The organism is Hydrogenophaga palleronii, from assembly GCF_031457455.1.
Classification (GTDB): Bacteria; Pseudomonadota; Gammaproteobacteria; order Burkholderiales; family Burkholderiaceae_C; genus Hydrogenophaga; species Hydrogenophaga palleronii_A.
In genome coordinates this window covers 335122-349037 of sequence record NZ_JAVDWU010000006.1, presented here as the reverse complement: position 1 = coordinate 349037, position 13916 = coordinate 335122, and the positions used below count along the sequence as shown (strand labels likewise).

General features: G+C 63.8%; 17 protein-coding genes. 10 read left to right on the top strand and 7 right to left on the bottom strand.

Annotation, left to right across the window (positions count from 1 at the left end):
• Positions 1-151 precede the first annotated feature (151 nt).
• Entirely contained in the window at positions 152-460 is a 309-nt protein-coding gene (locus J2W49_RS16170; RefSeq protein WP_310318324.1) for a DUF3579 domain-containing protein, read from the bottom strand.
• A 279-nt stretch (positions 461-739) separates the two neighbouring features.
• On the opposite strand from J2W49_RS16170, the gene J2W49_RS16165 reads away from it, so the two are divergent.
• The 4 genes from J2W49_RS16165 to J2W49_RS16150 are packed head-to-tail and all read left to right on the top strand — an operon-like array spanning position 740 to position 3776.
• Positions 740-1942, top strand: a complete 1203-nt coding sequence (locus J2W49_RS16165; protein ID WP_310318321.1) for an aspartate aminotransferase family protein — start codon at positions 740-742, stop codon at positions 1940-1942.
• 7 nt (positions 1943-1949) lie between these two features.
• Complete coding sequence (gene argF / locus J2W49_RS16160) at positions 1950-2897, top strand: ornithine carbamoyltransferase (RefSeq protein WP_310318319.1); 948 nt, start codon at positions 1950-1952, stop codon at positions 2895-2897.
• A gap of 28 nt (positions 2898-2925) precedes the next feature.
• Complete coding sequence (locus J2W49_RS16155; protein WP_310318317.1) at positions 2926-3471, top strand: hypothetical protein; 546 nt, start codon at positions 2926-2928, stop codon at positions 3469-3471.
• Positions 3468-3776, top strand: coding sequence for a YkgJ family cysteine cluster protein (locus J2W49_RS16150; protein WP_310318315.1), 309 nt, complete (start codon positions 3468-3470; stop codon positions 3774-3776). Before J2W49_RS16155 ends, J2W49_RS16150 begins: the two co-directional genes overlap by 4 nt.
• 19 nt (positions 3777-3795) lie before the next feature.
• Here J2W49_RS16150 and J2W49_RS16145 read toward each other — a convergent pair whose 3' ends face one another.
• Entirely contained in the window at positions 3796-4431 is a 636-nt protein-coding gene (locus J2W49_RS16145) for a LysE family translocator (protein ID WP_310318312.1), read from the bottom strand.
• A gap of 113 nt (positions 4432-4544) precedes the next feature.
• Between J2W49_RS16145 and J2W49_RS16140 the strand changes: the two genes are divergently transcribed.
• The 5 genes from J2W49_RS16140 to kynA all read left to right on the top strand — a co-directional run bounded on the left by J2W49_RS16140 (position 4545) and on the right by kynA (position 9245).
• The gene (locus tag J2W49_RS16140; RefSeq protein ID WP_310318309.1) at positions 4545-5435 is read left to right on the top strand and encodes a LysR substrate-binding domain-containing protein; all 891 of its coding nucleotides are present in this window, start codon (positions 4545-4547) and stop codon (positions 5433-5435) included.
• An 18-nt stretch (positions 5436-5453) separates the two neighbouring features.
• Positions 5454-6371 carry a class I SAM-dependent methyltransferase gene (locus J2W49_RS16135; protein WP_310318307.1) on the top strand — a complete coding sequence of 306 codons (918 nt, stop codon included), beginning with the start codon at positions 5454-5456 and terminating at the stop codon, positions 6369-6371.
• A 90-nt stretch (positions 6372-6461) separates the two neighbouring features.
• Positions 6462-7088: an arylformamidase gene (kynB, locus tag J2W49_RS16130; protein ID WP_310318304.1), complete on the top strand. Its 627-nt coding sequence runs from the start codon at positions 6462-6464 to the stop codon at positions 7086-7088.
• A 19-nt stretch (positions 7089-7107) separates the two neighbouring features.
• Positions 7108-8382 (top strand): kynureninase, encoded by a 1275-nt coding sequence (gene kynU / locus J2W49_RS16125; protein WP_310318301.1) that lies wholly within the window; start codon positions 7108-7110, stop codon positions 8380-8382.
• A 2-nt stretch (positions 8383-8384) separates the two neighbouring features.
• A complete protein-coding gene (gene kynA, locus J2W49_RS16120) occupies positions 8385-9245 on the top strand; it encodes a tryptophan 2,3-dioxygenase (RefSeq protein ID WP_310318299.1) in 861 nt (286 codons plus the stop codon).
• Positions 9246-9275: 30 nt separating this feature from the next.
• Here the strand turns inward: kynA and J2W49_RS16115 are convergent, their stop codons facing one another.
• The 3 genes from J2W49_RS16115 to J2W49_RS16105 all read right to left on the bottom strand — a co-directional run bounded on the left by J2W49_RS16115 (position 9276) and on the right by J2W49_RS16105 (position 11419).
• On the bottom strand, positions 9276-9815 hold the full coding sequence (locus J2W49_RS16115; protein WP_310318296.1) for a GNAT family N-acetyltransferase: 540 nt from the start codon (positions 9813-9815) through the stop codon (positions 9276-9278).
• A gap of 290 nt (positions 9816-10105) precedes the next feature.
• Positions 10106-10885, bottom strand: a complete 780-nt coding sequence (locus tag J2W49_RS16110) for a hypothetical protein (RefSeq protein ID WP_310318293.1) — start codon at positions 10883-10885, stop codon at positions 10106-10108.
• A 132-nt stretch (positions 10886-11017) separates the two neighbouring features.
• A complete protein-coding gene (locus J2W49_RS16105; protein WP_310318290.1) occupies positions 11018-11419 on the bottom strand; it encodes a nuclear transport factor 2 family protein in 402 nt (133 codons plus the stop codon).
• An 87-nt stretch (positions 11420-11506) separates the two neighbouring features.
• Here J2W49_RS16105 and J2W49_RS16100 point away from each other — a divergent pair, with 87 nt between their 5' ends.
• Entirely contained in the window at positions 11507-12598 is a 1092-nt protein-coding gene (locus J2W49_RS16100; protein ID WP_310318287.1) for a DNA glycosylase AlkZ-like family protein, read from the top strand.
• Positions 12599-12651: 53 nt separating this feature from the next.
• Here J2W49_RS16100 and J2W49_RS16095 read toward each other — a convergent pair whose 3' ends face one another.
• Positions 12652-12810, bottom strand: coding sequence for a hypothetical protein (locus J2W49_RS16095; protein WP_310318285.1), 159 nt, complete (start codon positions 12808-12810; stop codon positions 12652-12654).
• Between the two features lie 132 nt (positions 12811-12942).
• Positions 12943-13881 (bottom strand): Bug family tripartite tricarboxylate transporter substrate binding protein, encoded by a 939-nt coding sequence (locus tag J2W49_RS16090; RefSeq protein WP_310318370.1) that lies wholly within the window; start codon positions 13879-13881, stop codon positions 12943-12945.
• Positions 13882-13916 lie beyond the last annotated feature (35 nt).

Sequence of the window (13916 nt, the reverse complement as noted above, 5' to 3'; positions counted from 1 at the left end):
GCATCGCCTTTGCCGTTTGGCGCACCGGCAAACCGTTTGATCCGCAACGCATACCCCAGTCGCTTGACAACAAACCATAGAACCTTTGCCGGGCCACTGGTATCGCCCCTTTGAGGGGGTGACGCGCCGAAGGCGCGGCGCGGGGGTGGGCTTATCTCTCTGGCAACAGGCAGCCCTCGGCCACCTGCAACTCGTTGTCGCGCGCGAAGTGCATCACGAAGTCCCAGGCCATGGGTTCGGCGTCGCGCAAGTCGGTGTGCACCACCACACACTTCACCCCGTTGATCGTGTTGGGCACGCACCACGGCGAATAGCTCAGATGGCTGCCGGGCTGTGCACCACCCGGGCGAAATGAACTCATCACGCCCGCCAGTCGTTCGGCCCAGTCGCTGGGCCGGAAGGTGCGGCCACTCTGGGTGACGCCCTGAATGAACACTTGCTTGGCGGTGGGAGTAACCATCGGGGAAACCTGCGGGTGGAGGGCCCAGAAAGGGGGACATGGCCAGCACCAGCGCGAGGATCGCTCGCCAGGTTGGCCGCCCGGTATTCTATCTTATATAAGACTTGATCTCAGGGATAACCCGCCCTTCAGGCGGTGCGCCAGAGCCGCACCGTGCGACATGACTGCAATGCAAAACAAGCAACGATGATGCCCGCCGCTGCGCCTAGAATCGCTTTTCAACGGCTCAACCTGCGTTGAGCCGCTTTCTTTTTGGCCCTATCCCTACGGAGTCCCCGCATGAATGCCGCCGCCCCAGTCCTGGCCTCTTCGCCCCACGTGATGAACACTTACGGCCGACTGCCGATCGCGATGTCGCACGGGCGAGGCTGCCGCGTCTGGGACGTGAACGGCAAGCAGTACCTGGACGCGCTGGCCGGCATCGCGGTCAACACCCTGGGCCACGGCCACCCCAAGCTGGTGCCCGCACTGCAGGACCAGGTGGCCAAGATGATCCACTGCTGCAACTACTACCACGTGCCCGATCAGGAACGGCTGGCGCAGTTGCTGGTGGAGCGCTCCGGCCTCACCAACGTTTTTTTCTGCAGCACCGGCCTGGAGGCCAATGAGGCAGCGCTGAAACTCGCGCGCAAGTACGGGCACGACAAGGGCATCGAGCGCCCGGAAATCGTGGTCTACGAAAAAGCTTTCCACGGCCGCAGCATCGCCACCCTGTCGGCCACCGGCAACCCGAAGATCCAGGCGGGTTTCGGCCCCCTGGTCGAGGGTTTCATCCGCGTGCCGGTGAACGACATCGAAGCCCTCAGGAAAGCCACCGCCGGCAACCCCAACGTGGTGGCCGTGTTTTTTGAAACCATTCAGGGCGAAGGCGGTGTGAATCCCATGCGCGCGCAGTACCTGAAAGACGTGCGCGCCCTGTGCGATGCGCAGGACTGGCTGCTGATGATCGACGAGGTGCAGTGCGGCATGGGCCGCACCGGCAAGTGGTTTGCCCACCAGTGGGCGGGCATCAAGCCCGACGTGATGCCGCTGGCCAAGGGCCTGGGCTCGGGCGTGCCCATTGGCGCGGTGGTGGCCGGCCCCAAGGCGGCGAAGATCTTCGCCCCCGGCAACCACGGCACCACCTTTGGCGGCAACCCGCTGGCCATGCGCGCCGGGGTGGAAACCATCCGCATCATGGAAGAAGACGGCCTGCTGGCCAACGCCGAGCGGGTGGGCGCCCACCTGCGCGGCTTGTTCGAAGCTGGCCTGGCCGGCAAGCCGGGCGTGAAGGACATTCGCGGTCAGGGCCTGATGATCGGCGTGGAGCTGGACAAGCCCTGCGGCGTGCTCACGCAGAGGGCGGCCGACGCCGGCCTGCTGATCAGCGTGACCGCCGACAGCGTGATCCGCATCGTGCCGCCGCTGATCTTGAGCACCGCCGAGGCCGACGAAATCGCAGCCATCCTGCTGCCGCTGGTGCACGCCTTCCTGGCAGAGTGAGCACGCCATGAACATCCGCCACTACCTCCAGTTCAAGGACCTGAACGCCGACGAGTACGCCTACCTGCTCACCCGCGCGGCCTTCATCAAAGCCAGGTTCAAGGCATTCGAGAAGCACCAGCCGTTTGCCGACCCGGACCGCACGCTGGCCATGATCTTCGAAAAGGCGAGCACCCGCACCCGCGTGAGTTTCGAAGCCGGCATGTACCAGCTGGGTGGCTCGGTGGTGCACCTCACCACCGGCGACAGCCAGCTGGGCCGTGCCGAACCCATTGAAGACAGCGCCAAGGTCATCAGCCGCATGGTCGACCTGGTGATGATCCGCACCTACGAGCAGAGCAAGATCGAAGCCTTCGCCGCCCATTCGCGCGTGCCGGTCATCAACGGCCTGACCAACGAATTCCACCCCTGCCAGATTCTGGCCGACCTGTTCACCCTGGTTGAGTACCGCCCGGCGGCCAGTGGCAACCCGTTGGACGCTTTCAAAGGCAAGGTGGTGGCCTGGGTGGGCGATGGCAACAACATGGCCAACACCTGGCTGCAAGCGGCCGAATTGCTGGGCTTCACCGTGCACGTGAGCACGCCCAGCGGCTACGAGGTGGACGCCAAGCTGGCGGGCATCAGCGACCCCGGCTGCTACAAGGTTTTCAAGGACCCGAAGGAGGCCTGCAAAGGCGCTGACCTGGTCACCACCGACGTGTGGACCAGCATGGGCTACGAAGCAGAGAACGAAGTGCGCCGCGCCGCTTTCGCCCAGTGGTGCGTGGACGAAGCCATGATGGCCGTGGCCAAGCCCGATGCGCTGTTCATGCACTGCCTGCCCGCCCACCGCGGTGAAGAAGTGAGTGCCGAAGTGATTGACGGCCCGCAATCCGTGGTGTGGGATGAAGCTGAGAACCGGATGCATGCCCAGAAGGCGCTGATGGAGTATCTGCTGCTGGGTCGCTTGAACTGAACACGGCGTTGCCACCAGCATGGGCCTGATGGAGCACTTTCTGCCTGAATGGCAGTTTCAGGAGCGGCACGAACGCTGGCTGCCCGGCGTCCTGGCCGAACGGGCCTTCGACGCTGTGGTGCCCGCTCTGCAAGCGAAAGACCCGATGATCGAAAAGGCGATTGCGTTGCGCGAATGGCCTGGCCGAATGCTGCAGCGCATGGGCGCTGGCGGCGCCCGATTACCTGCACAGGTCTTTGGCTTCGACAGTTTCACGCCATTGGGTACCGTGCCGGGCTGCGAAGTGGCCTTTGGCCTGGTGGGCAAGTTCTGGCGACTGGACTATGGACTGGTACCCACCGCCAATGCACAGGCCTTCGAGCGGGTGCAAGGTGAGCCCAAACTGGTGCTTGACGTTTGCGTGGAACCTGACACCGATGGTTGCCGACTGGTCACGCGCACCCGCGTGCACTGCCCGACCGAATCCTTGCGTCGGAGCTTCCTGCCGTACTGGTACCTGATTCGGCCCGTGAGCGGACTCATCCGCCACCGGCTGCTGGCGCGCATGCAGCGCCTGAGTCTGACCCAACCATGAGCGTTTGCACCTCCTGCGGCGCCTGCTGCGCCAGCTTTCGGGTGGACTTCTCGGTGTTTGAAACCCAGTCGGAAGGCGGCAACGTGCCCGATGGACTGTGGGTACCGGTGACCGACAGCATCAGTCGCATGCGCGGCACCGACCACGGCCGCCCTCGCTGCGCCGCCCTCTCCGGCAAGGTCGGCGAAAGAGCCACCTGCGGCATCTACGAATGGCGACCCAACCCTTGCCGTGAGTTTGAAGAAGGCAGCGACGCCTGCAACCAGGCGCGTCGTCGCCACGGTCTGCCACCGCTGGCCGATTGAACGCTCCGCAGCGGCCAACTCACCTTATCGAAGCCAGCAACAAGCCGGCGAAGCACACAAAAAGCACCGCGCTGGCGCGACCGAGCAACCGGGTGGCGGTGTCGGACGTGAGCCAGGGCCGGGCACGGGTGGCGACCGCAGCCAGAGAACCATGAACAATCAACAGCACCAGGGCATAGGCCACGATGGCACCAGCGGTGCGCCAGACAGACAGGGTCTGCGACGCCCCGTCCAGCGCCACCTGGGGCAGGACCGTCAGAAAAAAGAGGATGGGCTTGGGGTTGCTGGTCTGCAGCCAGAAGCCCTTTCCCAGCAATGGGGTGGCAGGCCAGGTGCGCGCGCCATCGGCACGGGGGGCCTGCCCACTCGCCGAACGGTGGCGGTTCCAGGCGCCATGGGCCAGGTACAGCAGGTAGGCGGCGCCCGCCAGCTTGAGCGCGGCAAACAAGAGCGCGTTCGCATTCACCAACACCCCCAAGCCCAGCACCGACAACGAGGCCATCAGCGCAGCGCCCAGGGCCAGGCCACAGACACCGTGCATGGCCACGCGCCAGCCCCGCACCAAGGCATTGTCCAGCGTCATCAACAGGCCAGGCCCCGGGCTGACCACGGTCAGCACCACCATCATCAGATACAAGCCATCGATTTCACGCATGTCCAGTGCTCTCCGCAGATTCCGAATGGAGACCGAGTGTGGCCAGCACCTGCCCTGGAGGCAAACCACTTTTGTGCGATCATGTGTTGAGTTTTCATCAACACCAGACCAGCATGGCCTCCACACCGCTGCATGCACTGCAGGTGTTTATTGAAGTGGCGCGGCGAGGCGGCATACGGCCCGCCGCCGAATCGCTCAACGTCACACCCGGCGCGGTCAGCCGCCAGATCAAGAGCCTCGAAGTACACCTGGGGCGCCGCCTGCTCGAACGGCAACCCGGCAGCATGGCCAGCCTCACACGCGAAGGCGAGCAGCTGCTCCACCGCAGCCGTGGCCACATGGACGGGCTGCAGCAGATTCTGTCGGGCCCCACCACGAACCGGCGTGTCCGGGCCGTGGTGGTCAACACCAGCGTCACGCTGGCCATGCACTGGCTGATTCCCCAACTGCCAAAGCTGCAGCAGCGCCACCCGACGTTGAGGGTCGAGGTGCAAACCGACGACGGCCCGGCAGATAAATCGCTGCCGGTGGATGTGTTCTTGCGGCGCGATCATGCCGAGTTGGCGGGCCTGCAGGCCGAGCCCTTTCTGACGGAGTACGCGGCCCTGGTGGTCAGCCCCAGGGCATGGCCCCTGGACCATCCCTGGAACGATGCAGCCCTGCGGCGCACGCCTCGCATTGCCGCGCGCTCGCGTCCGGATCTGTGGCCCGCCTGGTGCGAGCACCAGGGGCTGGACGAAGCCGCCTTGCCCCCCGTCCAGATGTTTGACAACACCATCCTGGCCATACAAGCGGTGGTGCAAGGCCTGGGCGTGGGCGTACTGCCCCTGCCCTTCGTGGCCGACATGCTGGCGGCCAAAACCCTCAGGCAGTTGCCCTCCCCACCGGTGCCCACCGGCAGCTACGCTTTTGCCGTGCGGACCGGGCGCGAAGCTTCGCGTGTGACCGCTTTCACCGACTGGCTGGAATCCACTGGGCACGCCGCCCAGACGGCCCGGCCTTGACCTCCCACTGACCGCCCCATGCAAGCACTCTTTGATGCCATCGCCACGATGGCCATGCCCACCGATGCCCAGCGCATCTTCCACGGCCGGGGTGGTCTGTACCCGGGTTGTGAAGCCTGGGCACTGGACGCCTTCCCGCCCGTGTGGCTGATCACCAAGTTCGGTGAGGCCACGGCGGAAGAGCGGGCCGCGTTGACCGCTGCATTGCAGGCACGGCAATCACAGATCGCGTGCGATGAGCCGCTGAACGCCGTGCTGCAGACCCGACATGAAGGCCGCAGCGAAGCGGTGGTGCTGACAGGTACCGTGCCCGATTCGCACGTGGTCACGGAAGACGGTGCCAAGTACCGGGTGAACCTGCAACGCGGTCAGAACCACGGCCTGTTCCTGGACATGGCCGAAGGGCGACGCTGGGTGCGCGCGCACGCGCAGGGCCACAAGGTGCTCAACCTGTTCGCCTACACCTGCGCGTTTTCGGTGGCGGCGCTGCAAGGCGGCGCGAAAGAGGTGATCAACCTCGACATGGCCCAACCCGCGCTGACCACCGGCCAGCAGAACCACCAGCTCAACGGCATCCTCAGCGGCGCCAAGTTCCTCGCCCACGACCTGTTCAGCACCTGGGGCAAGGTCAACCGCATGGGGCCCTACGGCCTGGTGATCGCGGACCCGCCCAGCTACCAGAAGGGCAGCTTCGTGGCGACCAAGGACTACGCCCGACTGATCCGCCGCCTGCCCGATTTGCTGCGCCCCGGCGGCCATGCCTTGCTCTGCCTGAACGCGCCAGAAATCCCCGAGCAATTTCTGCATGACCTGCTTGCTGCAGAAGCGCCCGAGCTGGAGGTGTTGCAGCGCCTGCCCAACCCGTTGGTCTTCGCCGACGTGTCCAGTGACCGGGCCCTGAAGATGCTGGTGGCGCGCTTGCCGCCTCTGGCTTAGCGGTTATTCGTTTAGACCTGAAGTATTTTTTCAGGCCGTTGGAAAATACCGACACCATGGGTTTTTTGCTGGTGCTACCTTCACTGCACCATGAAAAAGCTTTGGGACATCTCACCCCCCGTTCAAGCGACATCACCCGTTTTTCCGGGTGACACCGCCTACAGCCAGCAGTGGGTGGCCAGCATCGGCCCCGGCTGCCCGGTCAACGTGAGCGCCATCACGCTCTCGCCCCATGTGGGCGCCCACGCCGATGCACCGCTGCACTACGACTCCGAAGGTGCAGCCATCGGCGCGGTCGACCTGGACGCGTTTATCGGCCCCTGTCGTGTGATCCATGCCATTGGCTGCGGTCCGCTGGTGAAACCCGAACACATTGCACACGCGATGGACGGACTGCCTTCCAGAGTCCTGCTTCGGGTGTATGAGCAGATGCCCAAAGACCAGTTCGACAACGCTCTGCCCGCCTTCGCGCCCGAGACCGTTACGCTACTGGCCGACCGGGGCGTGAAACTGATCGGCATCGACAGCGCCAGCATCGACCCCGCCGACAGCAAGACGCTGGAGAGCCACCAGGTGATTCGCCAGCGCGGCCTGCGCGTGCTGGAGAACCTGCTGCTCGACGACGTGCCCGAAGGCGACTACGAACTCATCGCCCTGCCCCTGAAGCTCACCACCGCCGATGCCAGCCCGGTGCGCGCGGTCCTTCGATCGCTCTGATTTCCAGAGAAATGAAAACATGACCACGAAACAAGACTGCATCGCCCTCGACGCGCAAGACCCGCTGCGCGCCCTGCGCAAACTCTTCAACATCCCCGCCAACACCATTTACCTCGACGGCAATTCGCTGGGCGTGATGCCCGCCGCCACACCGGCCCGCGTGGCCGACACCGTGGCCCGTGAATGGGGCACCGATCTCATTCAAAGCTGGAACAAGAACGGCTGGTTCGCCATGCCGCAGCAGGTGGGCAACAAGATCGCCCGCCTCATCGGAGCCGGAGCGAATGAGGTGGTGGCCACCGACAGCACCTCGATCAACCTGTTCAAGGTGCTGAGCGCCGCCATGAACATCGCCGCTGCCGACGCGCCGCAGCGCAAGCAGATCGTGAGCGAGCGCAGCAACTTCCCGACCGACCTCTACATCGCCGAAGCCCTCTGCCAACAGCACGGCATGGAAATCGTGCTGGTGGAACCGGAAGACATTTCCGCCTCGCTCACTGCGAATGTGGCCATCCTGATGCTCACCCATGTGAACTACCGCACCGGCGCCATGCACGACATGGCCGCCGTGACCGCTGCCGCACACGCCGAAGGCATCCTAACCGTGTGGGACCTGGCACACAGCGCGGGCGCGGTGCCGGTGGACCTCATGGCCGCCAAGGCCGACTTCGCGGTGGGCTGCGGCTACAAGTACCTCAACGGCGGCCCGGGCGCACCCGCTTTCGTCTGGGTGAATCCGCTGCACACCGACCGTTTCTGGCAACCTCTGGCCGGCTGGTGGGGCCACGCCACCCCCTTCGAATTCACACCCGACTACCGTCCTGCAGCGGGCATCACGCGCTACCAGTGCGGCACACAGCCCATCATCAGCCTTGCTGCGCTGGACTGCGGGGTGGACACGCTGCTGGCGGCCGACGCACACGGTGGCATGGCCGCGCTGCGCACCAAATCGCTTGCACTGACCGACCTGTTCATCTCATTGGTCGAAGAGCGCTGCGCAGCACAAGGCCTTGGACTGGCTACCCCGCGCGACCATGCGCAGCGCGGCTCTCAGGTCTGCCTGACCAGGGACGAAGGCGCCTACGCCATCGTGCAAGCCCTGATCGCCCGCGGCGTGATCGGCGACTACCGTGCCGGCGATGGCGACCGACACAAGGACATCCTGCGGTTCGGCTTCACGCCGCTCTACATCGGCTTTGAAGACGTCTGGAACGCTGTGGAACACCTGCGCCAGGTGCTGGAAAGCGGCGAATGGCAGCGCCCGGAGTTCAACAAAAAACATGCGGTGACCTGATCATGTGCCCCCATCACCCTTCCCCCAACAAACCCGAAGACATCGTGCGTGAAGAAGGCGCACAGCTCGACTTCAGCCGCGACATGAGCTACGGCGACTACCTGCAGCTCGACGCGATTCTGGGTGCTCAGAAACCGCTCTCGCCCGCGCACGACGAGATGCTGTTCATCATCCAGCACCAGACCAGCGAACTCTGGATGAAGCTCATGCTGCACGAGCTGAAAGCGGCCATCGCACACATCGCGTCGGACGAACTGCAACCCGCGTTCAAGATGCTGGCGCGTGTGAGCAAGATCATGGAACAACTGGTGCACGCCTGGGACGTGCTCGCCACCATGACGCCACCCGAATACAGCGCACTGCGCCCCTACCTGGCGCAGTCCAGCGGTTTCCAGAGCCACCAGTACCGCTGCATCGAATTCGCCATGGGCAACAAGAACGCCGCCATGCTCAAGCCCCATGCCCACAGCCCCGAGCGGTTGGCCGTGGTACAGGCCGCGTATGAAGCACCATCGCTGTACGACGAAGCCCTGCGCCTGCTGGCCCGCCGTGGCTTGGCCATGCCTGAGAGCCACACGCAGCGCGACTGGACCAAACCCTACGAAGCCAGCGATGCAGTGGAACAGGCCTGGCTGACGGTCTACCGAAACCCCAAGGACCACTGGGACCTGTACCAGCTGGGCGAAGAACTCACCGACCTCGAAGACGCCTTCCGCCTCTGGCGCTTCCGCCACGTGACCACGGTCGAACGCGTAATTGGCTTCAAGCGCGGCACCGGCGGCACGGGCGGTGTGAGCTATCTGCGCAAGATGCTGGACGTGGTGCTGTTCCCTGAGATTTGGCGGTTGCGGACGGATCTTTGAAATGGCGGGTGGTGCCGGCCGAGCTTGCTCCTATCGGCAGCGCCCGTACATGTAACACGCACGGGGTTCCGGGCTCAGATTCGGATGCACGACATACCGTTCGTGTCGACCCTCTTGCGCAAACCCTGCTTTCTCCAAGGTCCGCTGCGAAGCCTTGTTCTCCACGTCGCAAAACGCCTGAACCCTGTAGAACCGCTCCTGGGACAACGCCCATTCGGTGAGGCCGCGAACCGCTTCAGGCATCAATCCCTGCCCCCAGTATTTGGGCGCCAAAACATACCCGAGATCAACGGTGTGCTGCGATGCCCGTGCCTCCAGCATGCCGATGGGATCGTTCGGCTGCTCCCTGGTGGCGAGCACATAGGGAAAGCGCGTGCCAGCCTCTACCGCCGCGATGCAGTCGCTGATGAAGCGCTCCGTCTCAGCCACTGACTGATGCGGCGTCCACATCAGATAGCGGCCAACCTTGGGGTCGCTGGTGTACGAGGCAAACAGGAGCGCCGCATCAGCAGCGCGGGGTAGCCGCGCAATGAGGCGTTCGGTTTCAAAGGTGCGCGGAAGTGCTTGCATGAAAGAACTCAGTAAGATGTCTGGATCCGGCCCGGTGAAGTATCAACCGTTCGCCCTGAGCCTGTCGAAGGGCTCGTGCAATGCCTGAGGCGAAGGCTTCGACAAGCTCAGCCTGAACGGACCTTAAGACTTCACCGGGTCGGATCAATAAAGGAGGCCTCGTTTGTTGAAGCCACTTTTGTACGGTAGGGCACTGCCATTGACGGCTTGGGTATGCGACCAGTCCTTCTGGCAATGGATCGCCATGAAATGCCGGGCGGCTGAATGAGGTCATGCCACGAAGCAGCGCTTCATGGCAGGCAGAACCACTCACGCGCGAGCCCGTCCGCTTGAAGAGAATCGTCACTGATGATGGGATCGAACGGCAACTTGCCCTGGCTCGACAGAAGTGTCTTCAGTTCCCGCGCATACCTGTGCGCGTAGTCCTCCTTCACCATCCTCGTCTTGCCGTCCCATTCGTCTTCGGAGCACCGCTCGTAGTCAACATGGTGACCAATTTCGTGAAGAAGCGTGCGATACAGAACGGTGTTGCGCAGCGAGTCAGGCGTTACCCGGATTTCGATTCCCCTGCGTGTGTTGTGAACATTGTGCCCATCCTGGCGCAGTCGATCGAGTTCGCGAGCATCCTCCGGGTCGACCGAACGGTGCCACTCGAACGAACCGAGGTTCTGTGCCTCGATCACGATGGCCGGCCCACTGTGCTTGTCTATGTCGAAGGAAAAGATGGCTCGCCCCCAGACTGGGCTCAAGATGCGCTGCTTGCGTGTGGGCTGACGCAGGACAATGAAGTCAAACGAGGTCAGTGCTTCAGGGCGGCAATGAGACAGAACAGCGCAGACGTCATCTACTGTGCATGGATAAAACCAATCGGGCCGCGTTGGTTCGACGAAAAAGCGTAGTTCACGTGTACCAATGGTTCGGGGAACTATCACGTACGAATTCAGCTTTTCATAGAAAAACTTCCACTCGCGCCATGAACCAGGAATGGTCAACTTGTTGTCGGACCCATGACCATGCGCCTTGGTGCCAACGTTCTTGTTCCGGCGAGTCGGGTTCCATCCAAGTCGCATACAGCTTCTTGCCTTCCAGGGTCTGGGTATAGGGGCGTGCCACAGCCCGGTTCTTGTTGACTGACTTTGAACATCTGGCATTTTCCCTGTATGCCACAGACGCCGACATCCCACATCGGCTGTCGAACAGTGCTATTCGACTATCGTCTGATCCAGAAGGCGAGTCTGGCCCATAGCGAACGTGGCTTTGATGATCTTGCCCGCTTGCACTTCATAGACGCAAATCATCTCCACGGTCGCAAGGCCCTCAGGAAACGTGCGCGTGACCAGTTCGTGGTCTACCACGACGCTTTCCATGCAGGTTCGGTGAAGCAACTTGGCGTGAAGGGCAGGATCCTTGAAGCGCTCCTCCATTCGCTGGCGTATGGCAGCCTGCCCTCTGGCGAGCGAGCCTGCGTGCAGCAGGAATTGCTCCGCGTCCTCGCTGTAGGTGGAAAGCCAGCCCTCAAGGTTGCGTGCGTTGTAGGCTTCAAGTTGCGCCTGAACCACATTGATGGATGCATCCGAGATAGGCGATGATTGCTGTGTTTTCATTGGCTTTTTGAATGCGGATGAAACCTCGCTGCGCCTGCTACCACCCAGACTTGGCGGCCTGGCGCTCGACTGCGGCATTATCGATCCATGGCCACCATCACCCTGCCCCATCTGCGTCGCTACGCCATTGCCCGCAGCCTCTTCACCCCCACCACCCTGCCCAGGGCCATCGAACGGTTGGGCTTTGTGCAGGCCGACCCGATCCGCGCGCCTGCGCGCGCCCAAGACCTCACGCTGCGCCACCGGGTGAAGGGCTACCTCGCGGGTGACCTGGAGCGGCGGTATCCGCAGCTGCCGGTGGAGGAGGATTTTTTCGTCAACTACGGTTTCGTCACGCGCGAGCTGCATGCGCGCATGCATCCGCGCACGGCTCGCATCGAATGGCCAGCCGAGCGCTGGGCGCAGGCCCAGGCGGTGTGGCACCACGTGCAGCAACTGGGCGTGGCTCACCCCCGTGAAATTGACGCGCACTTTGCCCATGGCCACACCACCAACTGGTTCGGTGGCCGGTCAAAAGCCAGCACACAATTGCTGGATGGCATGCATTACCGGGGGCTGCTGCGCGTGGCGCGGCGGGCCAATGGCATTCGCCTCTACACGGCACACATGCCCCAAGTGGCGCCCGACGACGTGCCGGCGGTGCTGGACCAACTGGTGGACGTCTTAGTGAACAAGTACGCACCCTTGCCGCTGCCTGGCCTGCGGCAACTGGTGGCCATGCTCAAGCATGCCGTGCCGCAATGGCAAGGCGACTTGCGCGCCGCCCTGCTGCGCGCGACGCAGCGGTTGCCCCGTGCAGAGGTGGAAGGGACAACGTGGTTCTGGCCTGAGGGAGAAGACCCGGGCTCACGCCGCTGGAAGGCACCTGAAGGGGTGCGCCTGCTGGCACCCTTCGACCCCGTGGTCTGGGACCGCGACCGCTTTCAGCGCTTTTGGGGCTGGGCCTATCGGTTCGAGGCCTACACGCCACCTGCCCAGCGCGTGCGCGGCTACTACGCCATGCCGCTGTTGTGGCGTGATCAGGTCATCGGCTGGGGCAACCTTTCAGTGGTTGGCGGCACACTGCGGGCCGAGTTGGGACACGTCAGCGGTGCAGCGCCGCAAGACCTGGCCTTTCATTCCGCGCTGCAGGCCGAGCTGGCGTCCTTTGCAACCTTTCTCGGTGTCGCCAGTCGTTGAGCCAGTCCGCCGTCTGCCCCGTCACAAGACAGACGACCGCGGGTGCCGATCGTTCAGCAATTTCCCTTCTTCGCCTGTCCGGGCGGGCAGAACTTGCCATTGCTCTTGCCATGCGAATGACCCGGGTCCACGACCACGGCGCCCGAGGGCGTGTAGACGGCGCAGCTGGTGAGCGATGCAGCCACAAACAGCAATGCGATGAGTTTTTTCATGGGGTGTCTTTCCTTGTGAGTTGAAGGGGCAGTCTATGCGCTGGAACCCCAGCGAACCGATACCCCTTCACGCCATCGGCACAGAAGGACATTGCAGCGCTGAGAAGCGCGCACAGGGCCAGCGAAGCCTGCTCAGCCCGGCCGGATGTTGTTGCGCTGAATCACTTCCGTCATGGCCTTGGTGTCGCTCTGAATGCGGCGAGCCAGACCCTCAGGGCCGGTGCCGGCCACCTGCCAGCCCTGCAGGAAGATCTTCTGGCGGATGTCTTCGCGGCGCACGAATTCGGACAACAGCCCGGCGAGCTTTTGCACGTTTGCCTTGGGCATGCTGTTGGGCGCGGCCACGGCGTTCCATATCTCTAGCTGGAAATCGCGTACGCCCGCCTCAGACAGGCTGGGCACTTCAGGCACCACGCTGCTGCGCCCAGCGGACGTGACACCAATGGCACGCAGTTTGCCGGCCCGCACCTGGGCCATGGCCAGGCCTGGGGGCAGCAGCGACATCTGGATCTGGTTGGTGAGCATGGCGGCAATCACCTGCGGGTTGCCCGGGTAAGGCACATGCACGGGCGCGATGCCGGCCTTGGGCTTGAGCAATTCCATGCCCAGGTGGGCCACCGTGCCGACGCCGGGGGTGCCGTAGTTCCACCGGTCACCGCCTTCGCGGGCAGCGGCAAAAAAGGCTGCACCGGTGGCGGTGGTTTCGGCCGGCACGCACAGCACCAACGGGGCCACGGCAATCAGCGCCACCGGTGTGAGGTCCTTGAGCGGGTCGTAAGGGGTGGCCGGATTGAGGATCTTGGCGATCGTCATGTTGCCGTTGATCATCAGGCCGATGGTGTGATCGTCGGTGGCGCGCGCCACCAGGTCGGCAGCGATGTTGCCACCGGCGCCGGGGCGGTTCTCGATCACCACGGGTTGACCGAGGGCCTGCGAAAGGGGCTCGGCCAACAGGCGGGCCATGAGATCAGGCGAGGACCCGCCCGGGAAACCCACCATGATCTTCAGCGGCTTGTTGGGCCAGGCGGCCGACTGGGCCTGGGCGGCGGGCAGGATCAGCGAAGAAGCCATAGCGGCTCCCACGGCCAGCGCGTGGCGGCGGTTCG

Bases quoted from the DNA above. Each gene is read 5' to 3' on its own strand.
- J2W49_RS16170 (WP_310318324.1), bottom strand. From the start codon at position 460: ATGGTTACTCCCACCGCCAAGCAAGTGTTCATTCAGGGCGTCACCCAG.
- J2W49_RS16165 (WP_310318321.1), top strand. From the start codon at position 740: ATGAATGCCGCCGCCCCAGTCCTGGCCTCTTCGCCCCACGTGATGAAC.
- argF (WP_310318319.1), top strand. From the start codon at position 1,950: ATGAACATCCGCCACTACCTCCAGTTCAAGGACCTGAACGCCGACGAG.
- J2W49_RS16155 (WP_310318317.1), top strand. From the start codon at position 2,926: ATGGAGCACTTTCTGCCTGAATGGCAGTTTCAGGAGCGGCACGAACGC.
- J2W49_RS16150 (WP_310318315.1), top strand. From the start codon at position 3,468: ATGAGCGTTTGCACCTCCTGCGGCGCCTGCTGCGCCAGCTTTCGGGTG.
- J2W49_RS16145 (WP_310318312.1), bottom strand. From the start codon at position 4,431: ATGCGTGAAATCGATGGCTTGTATCTGATGATGGTGGTGCTGACCGTG.
- J2W49_RS16140 (WP_310318309.1), top strand. From the start codon at position 4,545: ATGGCCTCCACACCGCTGCATGCACTGCAGGTGTTTATTGAAGTGGCG.
- J2W49_RS16135 (WP_310318307.1), top strand. From the start codon at position 5,454: ATGCAAGCACTCTTTGATGCCATCGCCACGATGGCCATGCCCACCGAT.
- kynB (WP_310318304.1), top strand. From the start codon at position 6,462: ATGAAAAAGCTTTGGGACATCTCACCCCCCGTTCAAGCGACATCACCC.
- kynU (WP_310318301.1), top strand. From the start codon at position 7,108: ATGACCACGAAACAAGACTGCATCGCCCTCGACGCGCAAGACCCGCTG.
- kynA (WP_310318299.1), top strand. From the start codon at position 8,385: ATGTGCCCCCATCACCCTTCCCCCAACAAACCCGAAGACATCGTGCGT.
- J2W49_RS16115 (WP_310318296.1), bottom strand. From the start codon at position 9,815: ATGCAAGCACTTCCGCGCACCTTTGAAACCGAACGCCTCATTGCGCGG.
- J2W49_RS16110 (WP_310318293.1), bottom strand. From the start codon at position 10,885: ATGCGACTTGGATGGAACCCGACTCGCCGGAACAAGAACGTTGGCACC.
- J2W49_RS16105 (WP_310318290.1), bottom strand. From the start codon at position 11,419: ATGAAAACACAGCAATCATCGCCTATCTCGGATGCATCCATCAATGTG.
- J2W49_RS16100 (WP_310318287.1), top strand. From the start codon at position 11,507: ATGGCCACCATCACCCTGCCCCATCTGCGTCGCTACGCCATTGCCCGC.
- J2W49_RS16095 (WP_310318285.1), bottom strand. From the start codon at position 12,810: ATGAAAAAACTCATCGCATTGCTGTTTGTGGCTGCATCGCTCACCAGC.
- J2W49_RS16090 (WP_310318370.1), bottom strand. From the start codon at position 13,881: ATGGCTTCTTCGCTGATCCTGCCCGCCGCCCAGGCCCAGTCGGCCGCC.